Here is a 25340-nt window from a genome sequence, read left to right as displayed (position 1 = left end):
TTTTCCAATATCGTCTTTCGGGGTATCTCTCGCAGGGCGGCCGGTTCGAGTCCGGGACTGCCGGAACCGTCCGACACAGCATTCAAACGTCACCTCTCCCTACTACCCCACGAGGCGCACCCGCTGTGACGAACCCCACCGCAACGCATCGGACGCCGGGTTGGGTGTCATCGGTGAAAACCGCCCTCCGATTTCTCGTCCACAGCAACCTCTTCATCTCGCTTGCCACGGTCAGCGTCGTCGTCACGACCGTTCTGCTCGCAGAGCTTCCCCTCGAGCCCCTGCCGGTATTCATCGTCTTCGCGGCCACGATGTTCGTCTACACCGTCAACCGGTTCACCGACCTCGAGGAGGACGAGCAAAACGTCCCGCAGCGCGCGGCGTTTACGAAGCGGTACGGTCGGCTCTGGCTCGCGCTCGGGATCGGCCTCTACGTGGCTGCGATCGGGGTCGCCGTCGCGCTCGGCCTGCCCGGCGCGGCGTACATGCTCCTCCCGCTCGCCGTCGTCCTCCTGTACTCCGTCGGCGGGGTCAAGCAAATCTTCCTCGTGAAGAACCTCGTCGTCGGCCTCGCGTGGGGTGCGATTCCCCTCGGCGTCGGCTACTACTACGGCGAGTTGCGCTCGTCGGAGATCCTGTTTCTGTTCGCGTATATCACGACCATGATCACCATCGCCGCGGCGATCTTCGACGTCAAGGACATTGAGGGCGACCGTGCGGAGGGGATTCCGACGGTCCCCAACCTGTTCGGGCCGCGGTGGACCAGACTCCTGTCGCTGTGTTCGACCGTCGCCGTCGCCGCGGCGGTCATCGCCCTCGTCAGCACCGGCGTGCTCTCCGAGAAGTTCCTCGTCGTGCTCGCGATGAACGCCTACGTCTGTGCGTACATTCCCTTCGCGACCCCCGACCGCGGCCCGCTGTACTACGGCTTCGTCGTCGACGGCGAACACGTCTTCCTCGCCGCCGTCGTGATGGCCCTCGAGTGGGCGGTCTGGTGACTGCCCATCGCAGTCGACATCCGATACCGATCGCGTCCGGGCGAGAGCGATACGTCCTCGCCCGTTCGACCGCGGATTTCGTATCCGGGTCAGAACGAAGAGATCGTGTGACCGGCCACGGCTACCCGGTAGTCACGACTGGGTGCAGCCGCTGCCGACGCCGTCGGCATCCGGAGACACGGTCAGTCCCGGTCGTCCTCGCTCCAGTCGCAGTCCTGGCACTTCCAGCCGGTAACGAGTTCGGTGACCGACGGCATGTACACCACTTTCAGTACGTTCCCGCCACAGTCCGGACACTCCTCGTCGGCCTCCTCGATCGAATCGACTTCCATCACGGAGTCGCCTTCGACCAGTTCCGCGAGTTTTTCGGCCGTAACCATTCGCCCCTGAACGACGCGATTCTCGCTCACACCCGGAGTACCGGACGCGACATCCTAAGCGTTTCCTGAATCGAATTCCGCGGAACGGAGCCGTTTCTCGAGGCCAACTCACTCGAAACGAAAGGCAGTCCCGGACCGGGACCGGCGTCGGCGTCGAGCGGTCTGCGTCGCGGCCCGTCGACGTGTCCTCCCCCATCCGCTGCCGTCAGCGCCGCGTGAACCACCACCTACCGCATCGGTACTCCGGTGCGAGGCCGTATCAGTGTACCCCGCACAGCATGTGCACGGCGTGCACGCGTCGACTCGAGTGCGCCGACCGTCCGACGGCGACCCGACCAACGAAGGGCTACGCCTCGAGATCGATCGCCGTCGCTCGCTCAGCGAGGGAGTCGAACCGGTCGATCGCCCACTCCCGGACTCCCGCGTCGGTCGACTCGAGGAGTGCCGTCGGGAGTCCGCTCTCGTCGTGGACGCCGATCTGGACGGCGTCGTCGACGATCCCGAGATAGAACGAGATTTCGCGCTCGACGACCGAGACGGTAACCGAGTCGGCGTCGGCGATCGCCGCGAACGGATCCGCGACCGATGGTTCCGTCCGCAACGTCTCCGCGACCGATTCCGTGACGATCAGTTCGAAGACCGCACCCGATTCGATGGCTTCCCTCGCCCGTTCGAGCGGGGTGGCTCCGGTCGCCGGCAGTACCACTCTGGCGCGTATCGCATCGGCGAGACTCGCCGCATGGTATTCGACCGGCCCGTACGGGTTCGCCGTGGTGGATTCGACGACCGTCGCGTCGACCAGCCGTTCGGTGTCGAACGCGAGTTCCGTCGCCGGAACCCGCTCGAGTACCGGACGCAGGCGCTCCGCGGCGTCGACCCGTTCGAGGGCCGTCGAGAGGCCGCTCGTCGCGAGCGAGCCGGCCGACGTGAGTTCGTAGCACCGGTCGCGTTCGCGGATCAGCCCCCGCTCTCGCAGCCCCGTCAAGGTCCGTTGCAGCGTCGTTCGCACGACGTCGACCTCGGTTCGCAACGCGTCTCTGGAAACGGCACCCTCCGCGGACAGCGTCTCGAGGATCCGCACTCGGCTCGGCGAGCGCGCCACGTACTCGAGCGTCTCGATCGCGTCCCCCTTTCGATCGGCCATCACGTCTGGTCCTCCGAGCGAACCTACTTTATCGCACTGGCCCCGCGGGCGGTACTCGCCGGGACGGCATCGGGACGGCAGCCGCGAGCGACCGCGATCCCGACCGGGAGCCGCCGACCGGCCTGTGTCTGCGGGCACAACCGTATAGAACGTCACGGCCGAAGACCGGGGTATGGAGACGCGATGGGCGACCGTCGACGGCGTTACCCTCGAGCTACCGGCCGACAGTACCGTCAGCGAACTCCGAGACGCACTCTACAAACCCGACGACGCGGCGTTAATCGCGGTGACGGGTGACCTCGTCTCGGTCGTCCACGACGAGGACCAACCGCTCTCCGAACTGGTCGCCGGCTGTGCGGACACCTACTACTTCTGCCGGCCGGACGAACCCGAACGGAACGAGGTACTGGCCGCACCGGAACTCGAGAACGCGATGGAGGGGCCGAGAGACGGGAGCAGAACAGCCGAGACGACGTTCCAGCGCCCCGGAATCGACCACTGAGAATTAGATGGTTTCGACCCGGTCGCCGACGCGAAGCGTGGTCCCGCGGTCGCGCTCGGCGACGCGCGTGATGATCATCAGCGAGTAGTAGTGATCGAACGCGGCCGTGTCGGCCCAGTCCGGGAACGTTTCCTCTCGCTTCTGGATAAACCGTTCCTGAAACTCTTGAATCGGCTCCCCGGTATCGGGATTGCGTTGGGGCACGACACAGCGCCCACAGGGCGTGACACCCTCGAATCGAACGCCGCCGATTTCGAACGCCGGCGCGTCCTCGCCGACGAACCGGTCCTCCCAGAAGGGGTCGACGCCGGACACCTCGATGTTCGCCCGAATTCGCCGCCGCGCACCCTCAACGGTCATCCCGTCGAACCACGACGCGACGGTCTCGAGCGTCGCCGTACTGACCACGGAGGGCCCCATCTCGCGCCGATCGACGAACCCGAGCGACGCGTCCCGCTCGAGCGAGAGATCCGCGTCGAAGAACTCGCTGAACCACGCCGCCGCGGTCTCGCGGTCGGCATCGAGGTCGAACCGACGGGGCTCTCCCTCCGGCGGATCGACCGTGAGGACAGTCGTCTCGGGATCGAAATCGGTGTCGAGAACGTGTACTCGGTCGGTCCGTTTGCCGTTGAGCACGTCGCCGTCCGCGTCGAACAGGGCGAACTCCCTGTCGTGGGCCACCGTCCCGCCCTCGAGCACCGGGGCCGTCTCGAGATCGATCCCGTCGAGTCCCTTCACCGGATACGCGCGAAGCCGCTCGAGTTCTGCCATCGGCGGTACGTATCAGCCGAGACACCATTAGTCTTCGTTCGAACGAAATCGGATCGCAACGGTCGAACGCCACGCCGGCGTCGTCCGCCGATCGACGGCCGGCAACCCGGTCGTCCGAACGGACCGTCAATCGATCGTCACGACGGGGGTATCGCTCTCGTCGAACTCGATCGTCACCTGATGGTCGGCGTACGTAAAGCCGACGTGGCCGGACCGGCGACCGCCCGACTCCGTGGTCGTGAAGAGCGCTGTGAGTGCATCGGGATCGACCGCGTCGAACAGCGGCGGTAACGAGAGGGGATCGACCCCCTCGAGCGCCGCGACGCCGGTAACGATCCGCTCGTGCACCTCGTCGGTGTCGACCGCGAGGGATTGTTTCATTGCCATCTACCGCTACACCGCTGTATTAATAGCTTTCGAAGCTCTAGTGGCGGTAAATTATAACCGATGGAAACTGAGGAACGCATCGATTTCCGAGAGCGTTCGCCAACGAAACGGCGAAAACCCGCCGGGCGAGACCGGTGATGCGGGACGACACGACCGCGAGCGCTCACTCGCCCGCTCGCGCTCGCCGTCGATCACTCGTCGGTCGATTCGGTTTCGGTAGCCGTTCCGCCGTCCCCGTCAGCGTCGGGGAAGTGCCCGCGTACGCCAACGTCGGTCCTCGCGAGGCTCGGCTCCGCGGCCGTCTCGTCCTGCAGGAAGGTCCCGTACGCGAAGTTCGCGATGTACAGCGAGGTCGCCGTCTCCTCGGTCGTCCCGAAGTGAACGTCGGCGGGGAAGTCGAGTCCCTCACCGGTGACGACCGTCTCGATCTCGTGGTCCGGCGTCACGCGCGCGATCTCGTTTTGGGCGTTTACCGCCACGTACAGCGATCCCTCCTCGTCGAACGTCATCCCGTCCGCGCCGACGAGTCCCTCGTCCTGCACGACGGTTTCGGGGTCGCCAGCATCGCCGTCCTCGACCGGGACGCGGATGATCGACCCCGCGTTGAGGTTATCGACGTAGACGTCGCCGTCCGGATGCACGGCCAACCCGTCCGCGCCGACCGGGCTATCGGCCGACATGTCCGGCTCGAGCGACTCGTCCGTGACCCACTGCTCGGCCTCGCCGTCGGTCGTCACGCGCCAGACCGCGCCGCCGAGGTGATCGGAGACGAGGAGCGCGTCCGAGTCGGTCGGATCGGGAATAATCCCGTTCGGCGTCGTCTCGTCGGCCGGGAGTTCCGCGATCCGTTCGGGCTCGCTGTCCGCCGCGACGCGCCACACGCCGTGGGTCTCCGGTTCCCCCGAGCCGTTCGCGGCGTAGAGGTCGCCGCCGAGCACCGTGATCCCGAGCAAGAGTCCCTCCTCGCCGGTCTCGATCGTCGCGAACGTCGATTCGTTCCCGTCGGCGTCGACCGCCCGAATCTCGCCCGACGGTCCCATACTCAGGTAGGTGGTTCCCGCCGAATCGATCGCGAGGTTCTCGGGCATCGCCGGCGGCTCGAAGTCGGCGACGATCTCGAGGTCACCGTCCGTGCCCGTCTCGTCCTGTCTCCCGAATACCCCGGTCGGAACCGCTGCCAGCGCTCCCGCCGCGGCGATACCTCCGATTACCGATCGACGAGATACCGCCGATCGAGCGCCGCTGCCGACTATCGTCTCGAACACGTTGTCATTAGTCATGGTGCTGCGACGGATCGGACCACCCGAAATCCGGTAAAGCGCGTCAATCGTTTCTCGACAAATCGATCGGTTACCCGCTGTTACAGGCGTGAAAAATAGTGTTAGATCGCTTCCACGATCCATTATCACCGATCGGCACGGACGGGATGTGGCGCGAACATCCACCGGCTACCGAACCGACAGGTCGTCGCCCCCGCTCGGCTCGGTGAACTCGAGTTCGATCTCGAGTTCGCGCTCCCGTTGCTCGGCAAACTCGATCTCGACCTCGACGGGATCGCTGTAGTCGAAGGGGATCTCCCACTCCGACGCGGAGATCGTAAACGAGGTACCGGCCTCGAGTTGGTCGGCGAGGTCGTGGAGGAACGCCGCCGTCTCCTCGCGGGAGAGGTACACCTCCTGTTCGAAGAAGCCGCTCGTGATCGTCCGGCGGTCGCTGGTTCGCTCGTCCGGGAAGTCGACGCGGTCGCTCATGCCACTGACTGGCACGCCGACGGAGATAAAGCCCCGTTCACGCGGTTCGATACGTCGGCTTCGGGGCCTCGAGCCGCGAGTCTAGCTCGATCGCCGAAACCCTTCTTGTGTACAGCGCGCGATATCTAGTGCTATGGACCTGCTCGACGCGCTGGGCAACGGGACGCGCCTCGCCATCCTCAGGGAACTCTCGCGGGAGCCGATGTACGTCTCGGAACTCGCGGAGGCGACCGGAACGGACGGCAAGACGGCCGTCCACCACCTCTCGACGCTCGAGGAGGCCGGGCTGGTCGCTCACTACCGGCGCGGCAACCGGAAGTACTACGAACTCGTCCGCAACGTCGAGTTACGGGTCGCGCCGCCGCCAGAGCGGACGTTCATCCTGCAGGCCGACGAGGTCGACGGGGCCGATCGGCTCGCGCGCGACTGATCGAACCGCCGTCCGCCGTCGACGGGGAGCCGGCGGTCCGATCGCTCGAGCGTGTATACATTTCCCACGGCAATTCATCCCCGCCCTGTTAGCTATATGTGAACAGCTACCGTGGATCGGGGACATGATCGAAGCGGCCGTCGAGAGCGTCGTCGAAGCGCGGGGGCTGTGGGTCGCGTACCTCGTCCTCGCCGTCGGCGCGATCGTCCTGACCTACAGCGTCGAAAAACTCATCAGTTACCTCACGCGGGCGGCGCTGGGCTTGGGCGTCTCGATATTCGCGCTGGCGATCGTCTTCACCGGGATCGAGTTCGACGACACCGTCGTCGCGCTCGTGTTCGGTGCCGGCGAACTCAAGCAGGTCGCGCTCGGGACCGCGCTCGGGACCGCCCTCGCGATCACCGGCATCACGCTGGCCGTCGCGGCGATCTACAGACCGTTCCCGGTTGAGGTCCCACGCGACTACCTGCTCCTCCTCGTGGTCTCGCCGCTACTTTTGGTCCCGTTCGTCGTCGCCGAGACGCTCACGCTCGGCCACGGACTCGTCCTCACCGGCGTTTTCGTCGCGCTCTTCGGCTACATCGTGCTCCGAGAGATACAGCGCGACGTTCCCGTCTTCAGGGACTCGGAGATCGCGGAGCGAATCGAGGCCGACGGCGGCGTGCCGATCGACGAACTCGCCATCGGCGATGTCGACAGCGGGACCGTCCTCGAGGATATCCCCGAAGACCGGTACGTCGCCGAACGGCGCTACGAGGGCGTCTTCTGGCTCGGGTTCGCCGGCGTCGCGCTGATCGGCGTGATGGCCGGCGCGATGCTCCTCGAGACGGGCTCGGAAGCGATCATCGAATCGTGGGGGATCGAGGAGACCGTCTTCGGCGCGACGGTGCTGACGCTCGTGTTGACCGTCGAGAACCTGCTGTTGACGATCGAGCCGGTCCGCCGCGGGATCCCGGAGATCGGCATCGGTCACGTCATCGGGAGCGTCATCTTCTCGGTGACGGCCAACGTCGGGGTCATCACGTACGTCGCCGACGTGACGATTCCGCGGGCGGTCCTTGCCTTTCATCTGCCCGCCGTCGTCGTCCTCACAGCCGTCGCCGCCGCCGTCATCTCGACCGGCCGAATCCGCCGCCGTCACGGCTACGCGCTCGTCGGCCTCTACGTCGCCTACTGGCTGTGTTCGCTCCTCGTCTTCGGCGGCATCCCGATTCCCGAGGCGCTGTGAGCGCTGAACGGGCGCGCGTTCGCTCGACCCCCTCGGAGATCGACACTTGGTAATAAGTACCATAGCAGTGTAGACGCGGGGACATGGTCGTTCCGAGCTCCCCGATAGCCCTCGTCGGGCTGTTTCTCGTCGGCGTCGTGCTGGTGATCTGGTGCGTGGAGGTCTTCATCGAGGCCGTCGCCCAGAGCGCCGTCTCGCTCGGGATTTCCGGCTTCTTTCTCGCGGTCGTGTTAGCGGGTGTCGACCTCGAGAACGCCGTTCTCGGCGTGACCGCCGCGTTCGTCGCCCTTCCCGACCTCGCGCTCGGGACGGTGTTCGGCGAATCGCTGTTCGTCCTCGCCGTCGCCGTCGGGCTCGCGGGGATCCTCGTTCCGTTTCGGATGGACGTTCCGCGGCTGTATCTGCTCGTGCTCGTTCTCGTCCCCGTCCCGGCGTTCGCGATGTCGATCGACGGAACGATCGACCCGCTCGAGGGGGCTGCGCTCCTCGCCCTGTTCGTTCCGCTGCTCTCGGCCATCTTCTGGCGCGAGCGGCGTTCCGAAACGACGTATCTGCTCGCGGACGAGGTACAGGAGGTGGTCGGACTGGAGACCGAACCGGATGCGGGGACCGGCACGGGAACGAAAGCGGTGAACGGCGGCGACGAACCGGACGGGCGAGCGGATCGGGCGCTCGACCTCGATCTCGATCTCGATCTCGACCTCGACGAACTCGTCCCCTCGTTCGAGCATCGAAGCGGCCTCTTCAATCTGGGCGTGGCCGTCCTCGCGACGATCGGGCTAACGATCGGGTCCGGCATTACGGTGGTCAGCGCCGAAGGGATCTTCGTCGCGCTCGGGATCTCGGGGCTGGCGTTCGGCGCGACGGTGTTGAGCTTCATCGCTTCGATCGAGGAGTTAGCGCTCACCGTCGAGCCGGTGCGGCAAAACCGCCCCGAACTCGCCGTCGGCAACGTGGTCGGTAGCACCGTCTTCTACATGACGGCGAACGTCGGCATCATCGCGGTGCTTCATCCGATCGGGTCCGGCGGCGACGTTCTGACGGTCCACTGGCCGTTCCTCGCCGGCTGCCTGCTCGTCGTGACGGCCATGCTCGCGCGGGGTCGCGTCACCCGCCTTGGCGGGGTCGTCCTGTTCGCCCTCTACGTCGCCTACTGGATCGCGAACTACGCGTAACCGAGACCTCCTCGCTCGAGCCGAAAGACGATGTTAGGGCGTCCTAAGCAGTGATTGTGGACCCGTATTTCGAACAAGTCGATCTTGAGCGGGGAACGATCGAACCGGTTTATTGCTGGATATCGACACCACGCTACCCGGTACGCGGGCGGATACGCAGGGGTCGAGATCCGCGATCCGACACGGCGTACTACTGAGAGACTATGACACGAAACGACGACTCCAAACGGGCGACCTCGAGGCGGACGGTCCTCCGATCGACTGCGGCGCTTTCCGTGGCCGGCCTCGCGCTGCCGGCGGCGGCACAGGAGGACGCCATCACCGGCGAGATCGAACTCGGCGGGCGAACGAGCGGCTGGCTCGGCGTCTCGCCGGAGCCGATCGCGGACGAACGCAATCCGACGCTCCAGTTGGTCGCCGGCGAGGAGTATACGCTCACGTGGGAGAACCAGGACGGTGCCGGACACAACTTCATCATCGAGGGCGAATCGGAGGGCGAGAACTACGTCGCGACGGACGTCCTCGCGGACGCGGGCGAAACGCAGACCGTCGAGTTCACCGCGGAGGAGGGCATGTCGACGTACTACTGCGGCCCGCACCCGCAGTCGATGCGCGGCGATATCGAGTTCGTCGACGACGCGGCCGGCGGCGACGGGACCGGCGAGTCCGACCAACTCATCGGCGAGGGACCGGCGGTCGGCCTCGAGACGGTCACCGACGAACTGACCGCGCCGGTGACGCTGCAGGTCGCCGACGAGGAGGCCGATCGCCGCTTCATCGTCGACCAGACGGGGTACATCTACGTCCACGACGAGGACGGACTGCGGGAAGAGCCGTTCCTCGACGTCACGGATCAGCTCATCGAGTTTCAGGACTTCGACGAGCGCGGCCTCCTCGGGCTCGCGTTCCACCCCGATTTCGAGGAGAACGGGCGGTTCTTCGTCCGGTATAGCTCGCCACCGCGGGAGGGAACGCCGGAGGAGTACGATCACACGTTCGTCCTCTCGGAGTTCCGGACGGCGGACGACGACCATTCGACCGCCGATCCCGACTCCGAACGGACGATCCTCGAGATCCCGGAGCCGCAGTTCAACCACAACTCCGGCACGATCGCGTTCGGTCCCGACGGCTACCTCTACGTGGCCACGGGCGACGGGGGCGGCGCGAACGACACGGACGAGGGCCACGTCGAGGACTGGTACGACGACAACGAGGGCGGCAACGGACAGGACACCGAGGAGACCCTCCTCGGCGGCGTCTTGCGGCTCGACATCGATGTCGAAAGCGACGAGCGAGCCTACGGAATTCCGGACGACAACCCGCTGGTCGATGCCGAAGGACACCGCGACGAGTACTACGCGTGGGGGATGCGCAACCCGTGGGGCGAGTTCTCCTTTACCGGCGAGGGCGAGTTCCTGCTCGCGGACGTCGGACAGGAACTCTTCGAGAGCGTCAATCACGTCCAGCGCGGCGGCAACTACAGCTGGAACGTCAAGGAGGGGGCCCACTGTTTCAGTACGGAAACCCCCACGGAGCCGCCCGAGGACTGCCCCGATGAGGTCAGCGAGGACGCCGGCGACCCACGCGCCGGCGAACCGCTGCTCGATCCGGTCATCGAGTACCCCCACGAACGCGGCATCCTCGAGTCCGACGGTGCCGAGGGTGAGGGCGAGAACGGCGGCGGCGAGGACACCGGTGACGACGGGGCGATCGGCGTCTCCATTACCGGCGGCTACCTCTACGAGGGCGACGAGATCGACGAACTCGAGGGGACGTACGTCTTCGGCGACTGGAGCCAGGACGGCGAGGGGCCGGGAACGCTGTTCCTCGCCCGTCCCCAAGCGGGAGCGACCGACGGCGACGATGGGGATGGCGATGACCTCGAGGATATGTTCCTCGATCCGCCGACCGACGACGGCGGGAACGAAACCGAGACCGCCAACGAGACCGCCAACGAGACGGAGACCGGTACCGAGACGGAAAGCGACGCTGACGGTGGGACGACCGGGGACGGACTGTGGCCCATCGAGCAACTGCAGGTCGAAGGCGAGGCCGCCGAAGACGGACGGCCGACCCAACTCGTCTACGGCTTCGGCCGGGACGCCGACGGCGAACTGTACGTCCTCACCACCAGCACGCCGACGGTCGAGGGCGACGGCGCGGTTCACCGGATCGTCCCGGCGGACGAGACGGACGGCGAAACGGCCGACGACGAATCGGAGACGGCCGACGACGAACCGGAGTCCGCCGAGGAAAACGAGACGGAAGTCGAGCGAGAGCCCGAAACCGAAGCGGAAGCCGAGGCGGACGGAAACGAGACGAACGAGCCGAACGAGACGACCGAGTCGTAATCGGCGACGATTCGCGACAACGGGCGTCGGCCACGGCTCCCCGTCGACTGGGACTCTTTTTCGAATCGAAAAATCCGCAGGTTCGATCGCTCACCTCCCGTCGAGGGCGCTATTCCTCGAGCGAGAAGACGGCGATCGTATTGCCCTCCTCGTCGACCTGATTTCCGCCGCCGCCGGGTATCGCGACGTACTGTTTGCCTTCGTTCGGATCGTACCAGCTCATCGGCGCTCCGTCGACGCCGTGATCGCCGACCTCGTGGGCGGCCAGCCGCTCGCCCGTCTCGGTGTCGAAGGCGTGGAGTTGCCCGGTCGGACCGCCGGCGAAGGTCACGCCCGTCGCGGTCGTCAGCGACCCGCCCCACGGCGGCCCCGCTCGCCAACTGAACCAGTTCTGCCACTTCAGATCGCCTGTGAGCGGGTCGATCCCGGCGACGACGCCGGCCATCTGGTTCCACTCCGGCACTTCCTCGTCCTGGAACTGCTGGACCTCTTCGTCTTCTTCCTCCTCGTCTTCCGTGTCTTCCTCCGCGTCTTCCGTGTCTTCCTCCGCGTCTTCCGTGTCTTCCTCCGCGTCTTCGTCGGCCGCCTCGCCGTCGTCGCGCTCCTGTTGTTCTTCGTGCAGTTCGTCTCCGCCGCCCCCGTCGTCTGCCGTCTCGTTTGCGGGCGTCTCGTCGCCCTCGCGCTGCTCGCCCACTTCCGCCTCGTCCGCGTCTGCTGCCGTCTCGTTTGCGGGCGTCTCGTCACCCTCGCGCTGCTCGCCCGCTTCCGCCTCCTCCGCGTCTGCTGCCCCCTCCTCGTCTTCGGGCGTCTCGTCGCCTTCCCGCTGCTCGCCCTCTTCGGCGTCGACCGGTTCCGTCTTCCGGACGGTGTCCATCCCGATGTAGGTCTGGCCGGCCTCGTAGTCCACTTCGAACCACGAGAACTTGATCGGGTAGTTGGTCCCCTTGACGACCAGCGTCCGCGTCTCAGGATCGTAGGCGCTGGGCTGGGGATTCGTCCCGCCGATGAGATCCGGCATGATCCACGGGGAACTCTCGAGGTCGTCGTACGGCGGCAGGTTGAACGTGTTCAGGTGCTGGACGTACTCATCGCTGCGCTGGTGGAGCTGTCCCGTCTCCATGTCGACCGTGTACACCCACCCCGTCTTGCCGGGCCACGTCGCGAACTTGCGGGTTTCGCCGTCGACCTCCGCGTCGAAGACGACCGGCGGGCTCGGCGAGTCGTAGTCCCACCAGTCGTGGGGCGAGTCCTGATGGTGCCACTCGTACTCGCCGTCCGCGGCATTGACGGCGACTTTGCCACAGGAGTAGGGGTTGTATCCGGGCCGGACGGTTCCGTACCACGGGCCGGGATTGGCCGACGGGATGACGACCGATCCGTTCTCGGAGTCGATCGCGCCCGAGGCCCACGCGGTCGCGCCGCCGTGCTCCCACGAGTCGCCGACCCACTCGTGTTCGGGCGTCATGTTGACCCGCCACTGCGGGTTCCCCTCGAGGTCGATCGCGTCGAAGAAACCGCTGACACCGAACTCGCCGCCGAAACTGCCCTTCATCAGCATCCCGTCGTAGATCAGCGGCGGGAACGACGACGTGGTCCCGCGGGATCGCTCCCAACTGAGTTCCTCGTGGACGAGGTCGTCGGCGACCTCGCCGCGGTAGGCGGCCGCACCGTTGTAGTACCACCGCTCCTCGCCGGTGTAGCGGTCGATGGCGATGACGCCGAGATCGAGGGTGCTCTTGTAGACCGTGTCACCGAGGACGGCGGGCCCGCGCTCAGCCGGCGGCGTCTCGTCGGACGCGCCGTCCTGATTTTCATAGAAGTGCGTCCACAGGACCTCGCCCGTCCGCGCGTTGATCGCGTACAGCATGTCCGGCCCGACGGTGGTGTACATGATCGGCGGATCGCCGCCGACGACGACCGGCGAGCCCTGGAAGTCGTTCGGGTCGTCCGCGACCTCGAGTCGATACTCGGCCTCGAGTTGATCGACGTTCTCGGGCGTGATGACATCGGCCGTCGTATGGCGCTGTGCCTCGTAGGACCCGCCCATGATGAGCCAGTCCGTCGGTTCCTCGCCCGTCTGCTGGAGGTCGTCTTCGGTGACGTCGACTTCCGGAATCTGATCGATATCGCCCTGTTCGACGGTCGATTCACCCGGTTTTTCGTTCCACGGTGCGTCTTCTGGCAGTTCGACGAGGTGTGATTCGTAGGTCATGTTGTCAACACCTGATTAGTTCGATGCCGGGTTCCGTGGCGCACGCTTGTCGTCCGTGATCCGGATGACGTCGTTGATGAGGAACTCCTGGCTGATGATCATGATCGCGGTACTGGCGGTCGTCAGCGTCGTCAGGTGGTCGTCGGCGATATCGCCGGCCGCGAGGTCGCGCGCGGCCGACCCCAGCAGGTAGTAGCCGCCGAGCATCGACTTGGTGTCCCACAACCCGCGATCGATCATCTCCTCAGTCACGAGCGGCGCTCGCTGCCAGAGATAGTGATCGAGCCCGTCGATCCACAGCAGCGATCCCTCCGCGGCCCGCTGGTGGAGCGGCGCAACGTACTCGTGGACGACGCCGTCGTCGACGGCCTCGGCCGGCGGATAATCCGGCGTCGCCATCCACCACGAGAGCTGCTCGCGCGAGTTCACGATGTTGGTCACCAGCGCCGTCTGTTCCTCCGTCGCGAAGCCGATCTCCGAAAGCGTCGCCGGCAGTGCGTCGATGTGTAACAACTGCCGCGTCGTCTCCTCGATGTGTGCCGGCTCGAACGCCGGCAGGTTCTCCTCCGCGCTCGCGAAGAAGCCGACCTCCGAGAGGTGATCGTTGATCGCCCACGCGGCCGTCGTCAGTTCCTGATACGCCGATACGCCCTGCTCAGGAGTCCCCATCGCCGCTAGCTGCGGAAGCAGCTCGAAGCTCTCCTCGAGGGCTGCCAACTCTTCGTTCAACAGCGTTGCGTCGAGCGTTCCGGTCAGGCCACCACGGACCGCCTCTCCCATCTCGGCGAGCCCGCCGGCCGCGCCGCTTGAAACCTCCGCGCGGAGATCACGGAGCGTCGCACCGGCGACGGCCCCGCCGGCGATAACGCCGAGCGCTTGCAGGAATTCGCGACGGTCCTCGTCGCTCACTTCCCCGTAACTGTACCTGTCTTCTGGATTGGTACCATATGCCATGACGCTTGCTCACCGACACCACCGCAGTCATTAGAAGCTTCTACAGTTGCGGGGTTTAGGGAATATTTCTTCGCGGTGGAGCGGGAGCGACAGTGCCACTCGATAGTCCCGGTATATGATGGGCGACGGCAAGCGGTGATTGAGACGCGGCTCGCGGGTAAACCGGCAATTGTTACCTCTCGAGCCGCAGTAATCACGAGCCGGGCGGCGGCCGAGGAGAGAGACACCGCTGGGGTGGAGGGAATATCCACGGGCGTAAGTCCGGTTTTCGCCGTGGCTCGAGGGAGAACCGTCGCTTACTCCGTGTCGAGTTCGAACTGTTCGTTCTCGCTGACGGCGTTGAGTACGATGCTCGTGTTCGACTGGTTGATGTCGGGATCGGTGATCAGCGTCTTGATCTGATCGTTCATGTCGTCCGTATCCTCGAACTTCCCGATGGCGATCACGTCGTAGTCGCCGGTGACCTCGTAGACGGAGATCATCTGGCGGTGATCTTTCAGCGTCTCGGTGATTTCGGGCAGGGCGTTCCCCTCGGCTTTGAGTTGCATGACGGCGGTCACATCGTAGCCGACCTCGTCGTAGTCGATCTTCGGCGTATACCCCTCGATCACGCCCTCCTCCTCGAGATCGGAGAGGTGATTCGAGACGGTCGTCACGGAGACGTCGAGTTCTTCGGCGAGACTGCGCAGGCTTGCGCGGCCGTCGTTGAGTAGTTCATTTACCAGATCCGAATCCAGGTGTTCGTAGGTCATTGACTGGTATGACACACTCCACCTACTAGGAGTTTACGAATATCCAGTTCTATCCGCTTCCAGCGAGCCGGTGTTGCGATGTAGGCGGACAACGCTTGCAGAGGTGTGAATTACTGCAATCGCAGTGACTCACCGGCGACTGTTCAGAGCGGGCGTCTTTCCTCAGCGTGGACAAAAGCGGACGCCGATCGTTGCATTCGGGGACTCGAGATTTCACGAAACGGGTCGTTCCCACCATCACAAATCAAATATAATCATTCTCCGAGGGATATAGCCTCTATATTCAGCAGGCCGGTTGTATCAGCCACCGAGGGTCTCACGAGTGCGACTGAGTTAAAACGGGCTGCCACCGATGCCACCTGAAGAGATTATCCCGCTTGACCATCGAGGACCGATATGCAGTGGTGCACCCAGTCAGCGAGATCGTCCGGGACCGAAGGTGTAAGAGTCCGGAACCGAAGCCCGAAGGGTGAGTAGCGTGACCGACGACCCCCTGCCGAGCGAACACCTCTCGCCGTTGGCCACGCTCGTCGACGAAGCACTCGCAGACGTCGGCTACGAGGTCGCAGCCGCCACCGACGCCATCGACGACGCCGTCCCCGGCTACGGCGGTCTGTTCGACCCGGCGACAACACCGGCTGAGTTGCGTTCCGCGCTCGAGAGCCTGTTGGAGTCGGGACTCTCCCGGCCACCCGTCCCCGAGCCGACGAGCGACACGTTCGTCCTCTACGTTGACGGCAGTTCACGTGGCAACCCCGGCCCCGCAGGGGCGGGCGCTGTCATCATGGGCGCTGCGGAGGACCAACTCGCCCGTCTCGGCCGCCCCGTCGGCTCCCGGACGGGGAACAACACCGCCGAGTACGTCGCCCTCCAACTCGGGCTCTCCGAACTGCTGGCCCGCTACGAACCGCGCACGCTGGAGGTGCGCATCGACTCGATGACGGTCATCCGAGACATCTGGGGCGGCGAGGACCCGACGGAACCGGGCGTCGAGACGTACAGCGAGGCCGTTACGGCGGCACTCTCGAGCATCCCGGACCACCAGTACACGCATCTGGCCGACAGCGACCCGAATCCCGCCGACGCACTGGCGACGGTGGGTGCCGATATCGCGGCGTTTGGACCCGGGTAGCAGACCTACACCGCTTGACATCGGCCTTGTTTAGACGTAGATATACAGTAGAACGAGGCTGCTCCCCTTACTCTTTAGATTAAATCCGGAATGAAACACTCGGTCAGGTGGGCGTGTAAATCTATCGCTGAGATCATGGACACTTTCGATAGGTGCCTCAGAACGACAATAGCCACTGGAGTAGGGATGTACCCTTATGAAGACGGATTACGTCCTGTCGGAACATGGGTATAACTAGCCATGGGTCGGACATGCTCGAAGAGGATGGCGTGGTTGGACTGTTTGCAGCATATACACTTGAGCGGCCTCAAACAGCCGACGATGATGTTGAGATCTTCACTAAAGAAGTTAGCAACATCCTTGAAGATAGCAACAGGTCAGAAGAAGTGCTTGTTGATACGTATCTACTGAGTGGGCTTACCCCCGGAGTGGACTACCTTGTCCGTATCCATGCGCACGACTTGACGACTGCTCAGGAAGTCCTCCGAGAGTTTCAGGCCACATCGTTTGGACGGTACTCGAAACTCGTCGATGTGCTTATTGGGATTATCCGCGATGCCGTCTACCTCCCACAAACACCTGATCTCGATGCGATCGAAAAGGCGGCCACCTTCGAAGGAACGGAACCGCCAGACTACGCAATTATTATCCCAGTAGATAAGAACGCCGAGTGGTGGAATCTTCCCGACTCTGACCGTATTGAGAAAATGCGAGATCACATCGAAGTGGCGCTTCCCTATCTCGATCGTATCCGCCGTCAGCTCTACCATTCCAGCGGTCTCACCGATTACGATTATATTACCTATTTCGAGACAAATGACCTCAGCGCGTTTATCGATCTCTACAGAGACTTGGAATCCGTCCCCGAATACCACTACGTTTCCGACGGTAATCCTACGTTGATCGGTCGTATCGAATCGTCCGAGACTATTGTCGATAAACTTCTCCAATCTGAAGACATTTGATACATTCAAATCTCTTGGTAAATAGTTGGTAGGCCGGCGGCTAGTGTAGTATATTCGTCACCCACATTGACCGATAGAAACGGATCACACGCGAGGAGCGTGTCCTGAATCAGATAGCAATCTCGATATTTCGAGCAACGGATTTTAACACAATTTCGCGGAACTGACCGAACCACGTTCGTGCTCGGAGCGTATCGCTATACCGTTGTTTGAGAGCGAAAAAGATCGCCTCGACCGCAGACCGGTAATGATAGGTATTGTTATCTTGGCGAACGTTATAAGCTACATCTAATGGCACAAACTCACGATGCTTGATCACAGGGCGAACATCTGCCTCCCGTAGGCGCTGACGAAGGGCGTCCCAGTCGTAGCCTTTGTCGGCAGTGACCGTCTGAAGCTGGTCGAGGTTCCGTGTAAGTACTTGCCGTCCGACTTGCGTGTCGTGCGGTTGCTTCATTGAGCAATGGACATCCAACACAGCACCGGTCTCACAATCAACTAACGCAGTCGTCTTCACCGATCTGAAGGTGTAGTTTGTCCGATTTGCGTAGTGACGACTGGCCGAGTGCCGGTCGAAGCCAGTCGCGTCGATAGCCTGTACCTCGCCGGTATCGTGAAGATCGGCAGAGAGCTGAAGCAGAGTTCGCCAGATCGTCATCTGGAGCTGCTGGTTCCGTGCGCACACGGTCGTAAAGTCCGGCAGTTGGCTGACGTTGAGACTCATCTTCTCGACGATACCGGGCATCTCGTGAAGGACATCAAGGAGCCGTCGATATGGCAGGTCGAGGTATTCGCGGAGACCGTGGGTCACAATAATGACCCAGTCAGCGTAGCCGCCGTCACCCTTCTTGACTGCTGGCGCAGGATCACCTGAGACAGCGCGTTGTGCCAGCGTTACGAGACGATCTGTGAAACGGGAGAGACGAGAGGACACACTACTCGGTTCCGGCTCTGGTGGTGGTTAGTTTGCCGGAGTGAGTCTTCCTCTCCAGCGTCTAAACAAGGCCCTTGACATCCGAAATCCCGACTCTGTTGAATCCGCAGAAGCCACTAAAAACCACGTACCGACTCCACCCTTACACCGGCAGAAATTGATCCGTTTGCGCTCACCGGCCGATAGGGATCAAGCTCGAATTATCCGAAAACCGCCGTAGAAGTGCTTCGTCTGGGATTCTCCGTCTGGGATTTGAACTACGCCGAGACGATCACCTCGCGACGCTCGGTGCTGCGACTCGTCTAATTCAAATTACCGGAGCCGCAGTTTCGGCTCACGAGTTTGTTCGCCGAAGAATGCTCGTCTGGGATTTGAACCACGCGAAACGCTCGCGATGCTCGCGTTTCTCTCATTCAAATCCCAGAGCGTGCGCTTCCTTCTTCGTCACGTCGTTCCTCAGAAGAGTGCTCCGTCTGGGATTTGAACCCAGGTCATCGGCTCGAAAGGCCGAAATGATTGGCCGGACTACACCAACGGAGCGTTCACTGCGTTCACGCGCCGCGCCTCGACGGACTTCGTCCGTCTCGCCAACGGTGCGCGTCTCGCAACTCTTTCTTGCTGAGGGCTAATGAAAAGCGTTCCGTTCCGCGGCGGCAGTGGCATCACATCACGCACGCTGCAACCCTTATTCTGCCGACAACAAACACTGTCGTCGCCTCGAGAACGCCCGCCAACCCCAACGGTCAGTCTTCCTGACGAAGCGACGTGCCCTCGAAGGCCATCGAGAGCTCACCCTCGAGCCCGAGCAGATCCGCGATCGTCGGGGTCACGTCGGTCGCGTCGACCGGCTCGTCGCCCTCGAGCGCGGGCGCGGCCGGGCCGCCGAGACCGAACGTGCCGAGCGCGGACTCGTCGACGCGGCCGTGGGAGCCGCTGACCTGCGCGGCGTCGAGCGAGACGAGTCCCTCGTCGCCGAAGAAGAGTTCGCAGGGGTCGAAGCCCGGTTTCTTGTGGATGTCCATGTCGGTCGCGTACGGGGGCGCGGCCGCGCGGTCGTCCCACCAGTAGTACTGGAACCACGCGTCCCGATCCGCCACGAGGACGAGTTCGCCCGCGTTGAGGTGATCGATGCCGTACTCCCCCTTGCCCGACTCCTCGAGGACGGCATCGACGCCCTCGAGATCGGCGAGCGCGTCGCGGGCGTCGGCGACCGCGTCCGGGTCGGCGTAGACGTGTGCGATCTGGTGGTCGACCATGGCGAACGCGTCCGATCCGGGGATGTCGACGTCGCCGTCTCCTCCCGTCTCGAGCAGCCCGGCCTCGCGGAGTGCGCGGTTGGGAAACACTGGTCGGTCCACGTCGTGAAAGCCGTACTCGCTGACGAGGGTGAGCAGGGTCTCGTCCCAGCGGTCGGTTTCGGACAGGTCGGTGAGGAAGTCCGCGAGGAGGTCGTCGACGACCGCGAGTTCCTCGTCGAAGGCGTTGCTCCCGGGGCCGTTGCTCTGGCCGACGTAATCCAGATGCGGGACGTAGACCCAGAGCAGGTCGGGATCGAAGCGCTCGATCGCCTCGCTCGCGGCCGAGAGGATCCAGCGGCTCCCCTCCTCGTTCGCGCCGGGACCCCAGTAGTTGTGCAGCGGGAAGTGGTCCAGGTCGTCCCGGAGGTCGTCGTAGAAGCCGTTGGGGTTGGTCCAGCAGTTCATCTCGAGCATATTGTTGTCCTCGTCCTCGATCGGCGAGGGGGTGAGCGCGATGTCGGCGCTCGTTCCGATCAGGTGCTGGAAGTTCAGGACGCCGGTGGTCAGTCCCGCCTCGCTGGCCGTCTCCCAGATGCGATCGCGGCCGTCGCGGTCGCGCTCCCAGAACGCGGCCGTCTGGCGCTCGCGGTCGTACTCGCCGCTCGAGACGTCGCCGTGCTCGGCGGGACCGCGCCCGGTTGCCAGCGTCGTCTGGGCCGGCACCGTCACCGCGGGGAACGGCGGCCGGAGGTCGGTCACTGAGTCGGACGGGAAGTGTGACTCGAGGGTCGGCGTTCGGTCGGCGTCGATGTGCTGTGGCTGGAGGCCGACGACATCGAGGACGATCACGCGGTCTGCACTGTCGGTCGTCTCGGCGATGGTGGGGTCTGTCATTGGTTCTGGGTATCAGACATCGCAGTCGTGCGGTCGAACGGGGTAGTCAGACGCATCAGCGATGCTGCTCGGCGTAGTCGTACAGACGGTCCAGTTGGCGGGAGAAGTCGTGTTCGTCGACCCCGATGGGGGCCTTGAAAAAGGACGCGAGCTGGGGCTGGAGCCCCCCGTTCCCGTGTTCGTCGGCGTGGGCGACCAGTCGTACCAGATCGAGGACCAGCGGCGCGGCCAGCGCGGAGTCCGACCCCTCCCACGTGAACTGCATTGTCATCTCCGTGTCGAGGAAGCCCTCGAAGTGAATGTAGTCCCACGCCGTCTTCCAGTCGGCCAGCGAGGGCGTGTAGTCGATCCGGACCCGATTGTGGCCGATGTCGGGGAGGATCGAGTCGAGCACGTCACCCTTGCTCGAGAGTTTGCCGGCGGCGTTTTCCTCGTCCTCGAGCACGAGTCCGTCCTTGTTGCCGAGGATATTGTGGCCCTCCCAGCTCATCACCTGCAGGTTTCGCCCGGCGAACATCGGGGCGAGCGCGGACTTGACGAGCGTCTCGCCGGTCTTGGCGTCGCGACCCATGTGAGGGACATCCTTCGCGGTCGCGAGTTCGCGGATCCCGCCGAGCGTGTTGCCCGTACTCGGCGTGAAGTTGACGAACGGGTGGCCGCCATCGATCGCGGCGTAGGTATAGAGCACGCTCGCCGGCAGGTCGCGGTCGTCCTCGTCGATCGCCCGTTCGAGGGCGTCGCGGGTGTCGTACCGCTCGGGTGCCGCCAGTTCGGGTTCGGTCGAGGCGACGTTGACGACGACCAATCGCTCGAGGTCGTGGCGCTCGCGGAACGTCTCGTAGTCGTCCCGGATCTGATCGACGACGTCCCGGACGGCGAGGCTCTCGTCCAGTCGTTCGCTGTCCTCGGAGACGGCCGCGCCGCAGTTGACCGCCGTCCCGACCTCGATCCGGTCGTCGATCTCGGCCAGATCGTCCCGGACGGCGGCGAGCGTCTCGGCGTCGGGGACGCCGTTCCGGTCGCGCTGGCGTTCGGCTTGGGCGACGAGCGACTCCGGAGCGATGTCGTGGCCGCCGAAGACGAGCCCGTCGACCGGCGGCAGGTCGAGACTCGCGACCGGCTCGCGTTCCGTGACCATTCCGGTCGTCCCAGTCAGTCCGCGAGCGATCGCGCGGGCACCGACGATCGACATCGTCGCGACGTTGCCGCGTGCACCGACGAGCCAGACGCCCGTTCGGTCTGCGCCGTCGGCCGGTTGCTCTCGCCTGTCGGTCATCGGGTCTCATCCCCTCCCGACGGCCGTTCGATCCGGACTGTCGACGCGTTTCGGCCGCCCTCGGTGTCGGGGCCGATCCGCGGCGGATACGCCACTGCCGTCGTTCGTTCGCGTCGGGTCATTCCCGCGATGGTGGGGTCCGAACGGCTTTCGTTATGACTCGCGTAGCAGGAGTAATACGGAGTTGGTCGCTCGTAACGCCGTATTCCGCCGTCGGAAGTGACTGATTCGCCGTTTTCAACCTCGCGTTTGCCGATCGAACGATCACAGCACCAAACCGGTCGCTCGTGGCACGGCCGGTATGCGGATTATCGATCCTCACATGCATATGGTATCGCGCTCGGCCGACGACTACCGGCGAGCGCGACGGGCCGGTATCGAGTGCTGTATCGAGCCCGCCTTCTGGAGCGGTCAGGACAAACACAACGCGGGGTCGTTCTTCGATTACTTCGAGCAGATTATCGAACACGAGACCGACCGCGCCGAGCGGGCCGCCGGCATGGACCACTACGTCACGATCGGCTTAGAGCCCAAGGAAGCCAACTACCGCGAGATGGCCGAGGAAGTCGTCGACCGGATTCCGGAGTATCTCGACCGCGACCCCGTCGTCGGCGTCGGCGAGATCGGCTTCGATCAGGTCACCGACGACGAGGAGTGGGCGTTCCGCCGCCAGCTCGAGATCGCGGAGGACCGCGAGCTTCCCGTCATCATCCACACGCCCCACACGGACAAGCCGTCGGGGACCGAGCGCATCGTCGAGATCATCGAGGAGATGGGAGTCACCCAAGAGCGAATCATCATCGATCACAACACCGAGAACACGATCGATATTTCGACGCGAACGGACTGCTGGATCGGCTTCACGCTCTACCCCGGCAAGATCGAGGCCGAGTCGGCGATCGACCTGCTCGAGGAGTACGGCACCGATAACATGATCTTCAACAGCGCGGCGGACTGGGATCCCTCGGACCCGCTGGCGGTGCCGAAGGCCCGCGACATGATGCTCGACCGGGGCTGGGACCGCGAGGACGTGCGGAAAGTCGTCTTCGAGAACCCCTACGAGTTCTTCGACCAGTCGCCGAACTTCGACTACGAGGCCTGACGATGCGGTTTGGCTTCTCCACCAACGCGTTCCGGGAGTACCAACTCGAGGACGCCATCGAGTCGATCGCCGACGCGGGCTACGACGGCGTCGAAATCCTGCTCGACGAACCGCACCTGTATCCGCCCGATGCCACCGACGAGGAACGCGAGCGCGTCACCGAGGTCCTCGAGCGACACGGGATCGCCATCAGCAACGCCAACGCGTTCATGCTGACCGCGATCGAGGGCTTTCACCACCCCTCCTACATCGAACCCGACGAGGAGTACCGGCAGCGACGGATCGACTACACCCTCGCGGCGCTCGAGACCGCGGCCGACCTCGGCCACGACTACATCTCGATCGAACCCGGCGGGCCGATCCCCGACGGGAAATCGCGGGAGTGGGCACTGGATACCTTCGTCGACAGTCTCGAGCAAGTCATCCCGAAAGCCGAGGAACTCGGCGTCGACCTGCTCGTCGAACCCGAACCCGACCTGCTGATCGAGACCGGCGAGGAGTTCCTCGAACTCCTCGAGCGGGTCGACTCGCCGAGCGTGAAGTGTAACTTCGATGCCGGTCACTTCTACTCGGTCGGCGAGGACCCGGCCGAGCTAGTCGAACCCCTCTGGGAGCACACGGAACACTACCACCTCGAGGACATCCCGGCCGACCGGACCCACGAACACACGCAACTCGGCGACGGGGCGATGGACATCGACGGCTTTCTCGCCGAACTCGAGGATCGGGGCTACGACGGGTTCGTCACCGTCGAACTCTACCCCTACGAGGAGACGGCGATCGAGACCGCACAGGAGGCGATGGCCTACCTCGAGGAACACGGGTGGGCGTAGGGTGGCCGGTTGCGTCCGGTCGGGAGCCGACGAAAACGGCGATTCGGACGCCCTCGAGGAGACTGACACGGACGCCGGTCTGCGGGCCACGGTCGGTGCGTACGCGGCGCTGATCCGCGTCCCGAACCTCTGTACGGCGCCGCCGGACGTGATCCTCGGAGCCGCGCTCGTGGCCGCCGTCGGCTCCGACCCGCAGCCGGGTACGGTCGGCGGGCTCGCGGGCTGTTCGGTCCTCCTCTATGCCGCCGGCACGACGCTCAACGACGCGTTCGACGCGCCGATCGACGCGCGCGAACGGCCCGAACGCCCGATCCCCTCCGGTCGCGTCTCGCGGCGAGCCGCGTTCGCGCTCGGGGTCGCATTGTTGCTCGCCGCCGTCGCCCTCGCCGGCGTCGTCGCGGGCGGCCCCGGTGCCGTTGCCGCCGGACTGATCGCCCTCGCGATCGTCGCCTACGACGGACTCCTGAAGGGGACCGCCGCCGGCTTCCTCGCGATGGGTGCGACGCGCGGGCTGAACGTCGTCCTCGGGACGACCGCCGCCGGGAGCGCGCTCCTCGAGTCCCCGAACCGACTGCTCGCCGTCCCCGCGGTCGTCACCGGCTACATCGCCGCGGTCACGTTCATGGCCGCTCGAGAGACCGAGGGCGGCAACCGGGGCGCTGTCAGCGTCGCCGCTGCGGGTGCCGTTGCAGCGGTGCTCGCCGTCGGCTGGTATCTCGTGACTGTCGGCCCGTCGCGGCTCGAGACGGCGGTCGCCCTCGCGTTTACCGCCGCGTTCTGCTGGTGGGTCGGCCGGCCCCTGCGAGCCGCACACGCCGATCCGGTGCCGAGCACCGTCGGGCCAGCGGTCGGTGCCTGTATCCTCGGACTGGTGTTGCTCGACGCGGCCTTTGCCGCCGCGGCCGGACTCCGTTGGGCGGTCGCCGCTGGCGTCTTCCTCGTCCCGGCGGTGGGCCTCTCGCGGGTGTTCGACGTGACGTAGTTCGGTCGCCCCTCGAGTGTGACGGGCCAACGAATTAGTGGCGCTCCGGTGTAGGAGACGCAGATCGATGGTCGAACTCGCTTTTTCGACGAACGCGTACACGCGCCACTCGCTCCCGGCGGCGATTCGCCGGATCGCCGACCACGGCTATGCCGGCGTCGAACTGCTCGGCGACGACCCCCACGCCTACTTTCCGGAGTTCGGCGACGGCGACCGCGAGGCCGTCCTCGAGGCTATCTCCGAAACTGGGCTCGCGGTCTCGAACGTCAACGCGAACACGGCGATGGGCTACTACGACGACGCGCCGCCGTCGGCCTTCTTCGAACCGAGCGTCATTCGGGCGGACAACGAGGCCCGCGAGTGGCGCGTCGAATACACGAAGCGGGCGATCGACCTCGCCGAGGCCGTCGGCTCGCCGGCGGTCTGTCTGGCGACCGGCCGGCCGCTTCCGGGGACGCCGCCCGAGGAGGCCCGCGAGTACCTCCGCGACTCGCTGCACGAGATCCTCGACTACGCCGACCCCCGCGACATCGAGGTCGGCATCGAGTTCGAACCCGAACTGCTGATCGAGAACACCAGCGAGGCGCTCGAGTTGATCGACGAGATGGGCCGCGACTCGCTCGGGATCAACCTCGATATCGGCCACGCGGCCGTCTACGGCGAGGACGTTCCCGAGAGCATCCGCGCTAGTGCCGGCTCCATCACGGGCATCCACCTCGAGGACATCGTCGGCGGCCGCCGGGGGAAACACTACCACCGGATCCCCGGCGAGGGCGACATCGACTTCCGGGCGATCTTCGACGCGCTCGCAGACATCGGGTACGACGGGTTCGCCACGCTGGAACTCTACACCTACCCCGACGAACCCGACCGCGCGGCGCGGGACGCGATGGCACAACTCGAGAGCTACCTGTAGCTCGCCGCCGGTCGAACCCACCCTCGAGCGAAC

Annotated in this window: 24 protein-coding genes and 1 tRNA gene; 12 read left to right on the top strand and 13 right to left on the bottom strand. The window is 64.7% G+C overall.

Annotated elements, in window-relative coordinates; all coding sequences use genetic code 11:
- Positions 1–164: 164 nt before the first annotated feature.
- Positions 165–998, top strand: coding sequence for a UbiA family prenyltransferase (locus FEJ81_RS07960; RefSeq protein WP_138246736.1), 834 nt, complete (start codon positions 165–167; stop codon positions 996–998).
- A 182-nt stretch (positions 999–1180) separates the two neighbouring features.
- Here the strand turns inward: FEJ81_RS07960 and FEJ81_RS07955 are convergent, their stop codons facing one another.
- Together FEJ81_RS07955 and FEJ81_RS07950 are read right to left on the bottom strand one after the other, a co-directional pair.
- Positions 1181–1408, bottom strand: coding sequence for a DUF5795 family protein (locus FEJ81_RS07955; protein WP_138244786.1), 228 nt, complete (start codon positions 1406–1408; stop codon positions 1181–1183).
- 316 nt (positions 1409–1724) lie between these two features.
- A complete protein-coding gene (locus tag FEJ81_RS07950) occupies positions 1725–2522 on the bottom strand; it encodes a helix-turn-helix transcriptional regulator (RefSeq protein WP_138244785.1) in 798 nt (265 codons plus the stop codon).
- 172 nt (positions 2523–2694) lie between these two features.
- Between FEJ81_RS07950 and FEJ81_RS07945 the strand changes: the two genes are divergently transcribed.
- Positions 2695–3024: a hypothetical protein gene (locus FEJ81_RS07945; protein WP_138244784.1), complete on the top strand. Its 330-nt coding sequence runs from the start codon at positions 2695–2697 to the stop codon at positions 3022–3024.
- A 3-nt stretch (positions 3025–3027) separates the two neighbouring features.
- On the opposite strand, the gene FEJ81_RS07940 is transcribed toward FEJ81_RS07945, so the two are convergent.
- The 4 genes from FEJ81_RS07940 to FEJ81_RS07925 form a co-directional block, all read right to left on the bottom strand.
- Positions 3028–3795, bottom strand: coding sequence for an MOSC domain-containing protein (locus tag FEJ81_RS07940; RefSeq protein WP_138244783.1), 768 nt, complete (start codon positions 3793–3795; stop codon positions 3028–3030).
- Positions 3796–3921: 126 nt separating this feature from the next.
- Positions 3922–4176 (bottom strand): HalOD1 output domain-containing protein, encoded by a 255-nt coding sequence (locus tag FEJ81_RS07935; RefSeq protein WP_138244782.1) that lies wholly within the window; start codon positions 4174–4176, stop codon positions 3922–3924.
- Between the two features lie 197 nt (positions 4177–4373).
- Positions 4374–5462 carry an SMP-30/gluconolactonase/LRE family protein gene (locus FEJ81_RS07930; RefSeq protein ID WP_138244781.1) on the bottom strand — a complete coding sequence of 363 codons (1089 nt, stop codon included), beginning with the start codon at positions 5460–5462 and terminating at the stop codon, positions 4374–4376.
- 168 nt (positions 5463–5630) lie between these two features.
- Positions 5631–5933 carry an amphi-Trp domain-containing protein gene (locus FEJ81_RS07925; protein WP_138244780.1) on the bottom strand — a complete coding sequence of 101 codons (303 nt, stop codon included), beginning with the start codon at positions 5931–5933 and terminating at the stop codon, positions 5631–5633.
- 133 nt (positions 5934–6066) lie between these two features.
- Here FEJ81_RS07925 and FEJ81_RS07920 point away from each other — a divergent pair, with 133 nt between their 5' ends.
- From FEJ81_RS07920 to FEJ81_RS07905, 4 genes are all read left to right on the top strand, one after another.
- Positions 6067–6363 carry an ArsR/SmtB family transcription factor gene (locus tag FEJ81_RS07920; protein ID WP_138244779.1) on the top strand — a complete coding sequence of 99 codons (297 nt, stop codon included), beginning with the start codon at positions 6067–6069 and terminating at the stop codon, positions 6361–6363.
- A gap of 124 nt (positions 6364–6487) precedes the next feature.
- Positions 6488–7591 (top strand): sodium:calcium antiporter, encoded by a 1104-nt coding sequence (locus FEJ81_RS07915; protein WP_138244778.1) that lies wholly within the window; start codon positions 6488–6490, stop codon positions 7589–7591.
- Between the two features lie 83 nt (positions 7592–7674).
- On the top strand, positions 7675–8766 hold the full coding sequence (locus FEJ81_RS07910) for a sodium:calcium antiporter (protein ID WP_138244777.1): 1092 nt from the start codon (positions 7675–7677) through the stop codon (positions 8764–8766).
- Between the two features lie 203 nt (positions 8767–8969).
- Complete coding sequence (locus tag FEJ81_RS07905) at positions 8970–11117, top strand: PQQ-dependent sugar dehydrogenase (RefSeq protein WP_138244776.1); 2148 nt, start codon at positions 8970–8972, stop codon at positions 11115–11117.
- 109 nt (positions 11118–11226) lie between these two features.
- Here FEJ81_RS07905 and FEJ81_RS07900 read toward each other — a convergent pair whose 3' ends face one another.
- The 3 genes from FEJ81_RS07900 to lrp all read right to left on the bottom strand — a co-directional run bounded on the left by FEJ81_RS07900 (position 11227) and on the right by lrp (position 15035).
- Entirely contained in the window at positions 11227–13329 is a 2103-nt protein-coding gene (locus FEJ81_RS07900; protein ID WP_138244775.1) for an outer membrane protein assembly factor BamB family protein, read from the bottom strand.
- Between the two features lie 15 nt (positions 13330–13344).
- Positions 13345–14283, bottom strand: a complete 939-nt coding sequence (locus tag FEJ81_RS07895; protein ID WP_138244774.1) for a hypothetical protein — start codon at positions 14281–14283, stop codon at positions 13345–13347.
- A 296-nt stretch (positions 14284–14579) separates the two neighbouring features.
- Positions 14580–15035 carry an HTH-type transcriptional regulator Lrp gene (gene lrp, locus FEJ81_RS07890; RefSeq protein WP_138244773.1) on the bottom strand — a complete coding sequence of 152 codons (456 nt, stop codon included), beginning with the start codon at positions 15033–15035 and terminating at the stop codon, positions 14580–14582.
- 478 nt (positions 15036–15513) lie between these two features.
- Between lrp and FEJ81_RS07885 the strand changes: the two genes are divergently transcribed.
- Together FEJ81_RS07885 and FEJ81_RS07880 are read left to right on the top strand one after the other, a co-directional pair.
- Entirely contained in the window at positions 15514–16167 is a 654-nt protein-coding gene (locus FEJ81_RS07885) for a ribonuclease HI family protein (protein ID WP_138246735.1), read from the top strand.
- A gap of 251 nt (positions 16168–16418) precedes the next feature.
- On the top strand, positions 16419–17132 hold the full coding sequence (locus FEJ81_RS07880) for a chlorite dismutase family protein (protein ID WP_205522423.1): 714 nt from the start codon (positions 16419–16421) through the stop codon (positions 17130–17132).
- A 109-nt stretch (positions 17133–17241) separates the two neighbouring features.
- On the opposite strand, the gene FEJ81_RS07875 is transcribed toward FEJ81_RS07880, so the two are convergent.
- From FEJ81_RS07875 to FEJ81_RS07860, 4 genes are all read right to left on the bottom strand, one after another.
- Complete coding sequence (locus FEJ81_RS07875) at positions 17242–18066, bottom strand: IS5 family transposase (protein ID WP_138244771.1); 825 nt, start codon at positions 18064–18066, stop codon at positions 17242–17244.
- 465 nt (positions 18067–18531) lie between these two features.
- A tRNA-Glu gene (locus FEJ81_RS07870) sits at positions 18532–18606 on the bottom strand.
- A 203-nt stretch (positions 18607–18809) separates the two neighbouring features.
- Positions 18810–20198: an alkaline phosphatase family protein gene (locus FEJ81_RS07865; protein WP_138244770.1), complete on the bottom strand. Its 1389-nt coding sequence runs from the start codon at positions 20196–20198 to the stop codon at positions 18810–18812.
- A 55-nt stretch (positions 20199–20253) separates the two neighbouring features.
- A complete protein-coding gene (locus tag FEJ81_RS07860) occupies positions 20254–21474 on the bottom strand; it encodes an inositol-3-phosphate synthase (RefSeq protein ID WP_138244769.1) in 1221 nt (406 codons plus the stop codon).
- 301 nt (positions 21475–21775) lie between these two features.
- Between FEJ81_RS07860 and FEJ81_RS07855 the strand changes: the two genes are divergently transcribed.
- From FEJ81_RS07855 to FEJ81_RS07840, 4 genes are all read left to right on the top strand, one after another.
- Positions 21776–22576 (top strand): TatD family hydrolase, encoded by an 801-nt coding sequence (locus FEJ81_RS07855; RefSeq protein WP_138244768.1) that lies wholly within the window; start codon positions 21776–21778, stop codon positions 22574–22576.
- A 2-nt stretch (positions 22577–22578) separates the two neighbouring features.
- Complete coding sequence (locus tag FEJ81_RS07850; protein ID WP_138244767.1) at positions 22579–23409, top strand: sugar phosphate isomerase/epimerase family protein; 831 nt, start codon at positions 22579–22581, stop codon at positions 23407–23409.
- A gap of 1 nt (position 23410) precedes the next feature.
- Positions 23411–24391 (top strand): UbiA family prenyltransferase, encoded by a 981-nt coding sequence (locus FEJ81_RS07845; protein ID WP_138244766.1) that lies wholly within the window; start codon positions 23411–23413, stop codon positions 24389–24391.
- 67 nt (positions 24392–24458) lie between these two features.
- Entirely contained in the window at positions 24459–25307 is an 849-nt protein-coding gene (locus FEJ81_RS07840) for a sugar phosphate isomerase/epimerase family protein (protein WP_138244765.1), read from the top strand.
- Positions 25308–25340 lie beyond the last annotated feature (33 nt).

It is taken from the genome of Natrinema versiforme, from assembly GCF_005576615.1.
In the GTDB taxonomy this organism is placed as follows: Archaea; Halobacteriota; Halobacteria; order Halobacteriales; family Natrialbaceae; genus Natrinema; species Natrinema versiforme_A.
This window is presented reverse-complemented; position numbering and strand designations above follow the sequence as displayed.

Excerpts from the sequence above, each read along its gene's own strand:
- FEJ81_RS07950 (WP_138244785.1), bottom strand. The coding sequence starts at position 2,522 with ATGGCCGATCGAAAGGGGGACGCGATCGAGACGCTCGAGTACGTGGCG.
- FEJ81_RS07945 (WP_138244784.1), top strand. The coding sequence starts at position 2,695 with ATGGAGACGCGATGGGCGACCGTCGACGGCGTTACCCTCGAGCTACCG.
- FEJ81_RS07940 (WP_138244783.1), bottom strand. The coding sequence starts at position 3,795 with ATGGCAGAACTCGAGCGGCTTCGCGCGTATCCGGTGAAGGGACTCGAC.
- FEJ81_RS07935 (WP_138244782.1), bottom strand. The coding sequence starts at position 4,176 with ATGAAACAATCCCTCGCGGTCGACACCGACGAGGTGCACGAGCGGATC.
- FEJ81_RS07930 (WP_138244781.1), bottom strand. The coding sequence starts at position 5,462 with ATGACTAATGACAACGTGTTCGAGACGATAGTCGGCAGCGGCGCTCGA.
- FEJ81_RS07925 (WP_138244780.1), bottom strand. The coding sequence starts at position 5,933 with ATGAGCGACCGCGTCGACTTCCCGGACGAGCGAACCAGCGACCGCCGG.
- FEJ81_RS07920 (WP_138244779.1), top strand. The coding sequence starts at position 6,067 with ATGGACCTGCTCGACGCGCTGGGCAACGGGACGCGCCTCGCCATCCTC.
- FEJ81_RS07915 (WP_138244778.1), top strand. The coding sequence starts at position 6,488 with ATGATCGAAGCGGCCGTCGAGAGCGTCGTCGAAGCGCGGGGGCTGTGG.
- FEJ81_RS07910 (WP_138244777.1), top strand. The coding sequence starts at position 7,675 with ATGGTCGTTCCGAGCTCCCCGATAGCCCTCGTCGGGCTGTTTCTCGTC.
- FEJ81_RS07905 (WP_138244776.1), top strand. The coding sequence starts at position 8,970 with ATGACACGAAACGACGACTCCAAACGGGCGACCTCGAGGCGGACGGTC.
- FEJ81_RS07900 (WP_138244775.1), bottom strand. The coding sequence starts at position 13,329 with ATGACCTACGAATCACACCTCGTCGAACTGCCAGAAGACGCACCGTGG.
- FEJ81_RS07895 (WP_138244774.1), bottom strand. The coding sequence starts at position 14,283 with ATGGCATATGGTACCAATCCAGAAGACAGGTACAGTTACGGGGAAGTG.
- lrp (WP_138244773.1), bottom strand. The coding sequence starts at position 15,035 with ATGACCTACGAACACCTGGATTCGGATCTGGTAAATGAACTACTCAAC.
- FEJ81_RS07880 (WP_205522423.1), top strand. The coding sequence starts at position 16,419 with ATGCTCGAAGAGGATGGCGTGGTTGGACTGTTTGCAGCATATACACTT.
- FEJ81_RS07865 (WP_138244770.1), bottom strand. The coding sequence starts at position 20,198 with ATGACAGACCCCACCATCGCCGAGACGACCGACAGTGCAGACCGCGTG.
- FEJ81_RS07860 (WP_138244769.1), bottom strand. The coding sequence starts at position 21,474 with ATGACCGACAGGCGAGAGCAACCGGCCGACGGCGCAGACCGAACGGGC.
- FEJ81_RS07855 (WP_138244768.1), top strand. The coding sequence starts at position 21,776 with ATGCGGATTATCGATCCTCACATGCATATGGTATCGCGCTCGGCCGAC.
- FEJ81_RS07850 (WP_138244767.1), top strand. The coding sequence starts at position 22,579 with ATGCGGTTTGGCTTCTCCACCAACGCGTTCCGGGAGTACCAACTCGAG.
- FEJ81_RS07840 (WP_138244765.1), top strand. The coding sequence starts at position 24,459 with ATGGTCGAACTCGCTTTTTCGACGAACGCGTACACGCGCCACTCGCTC.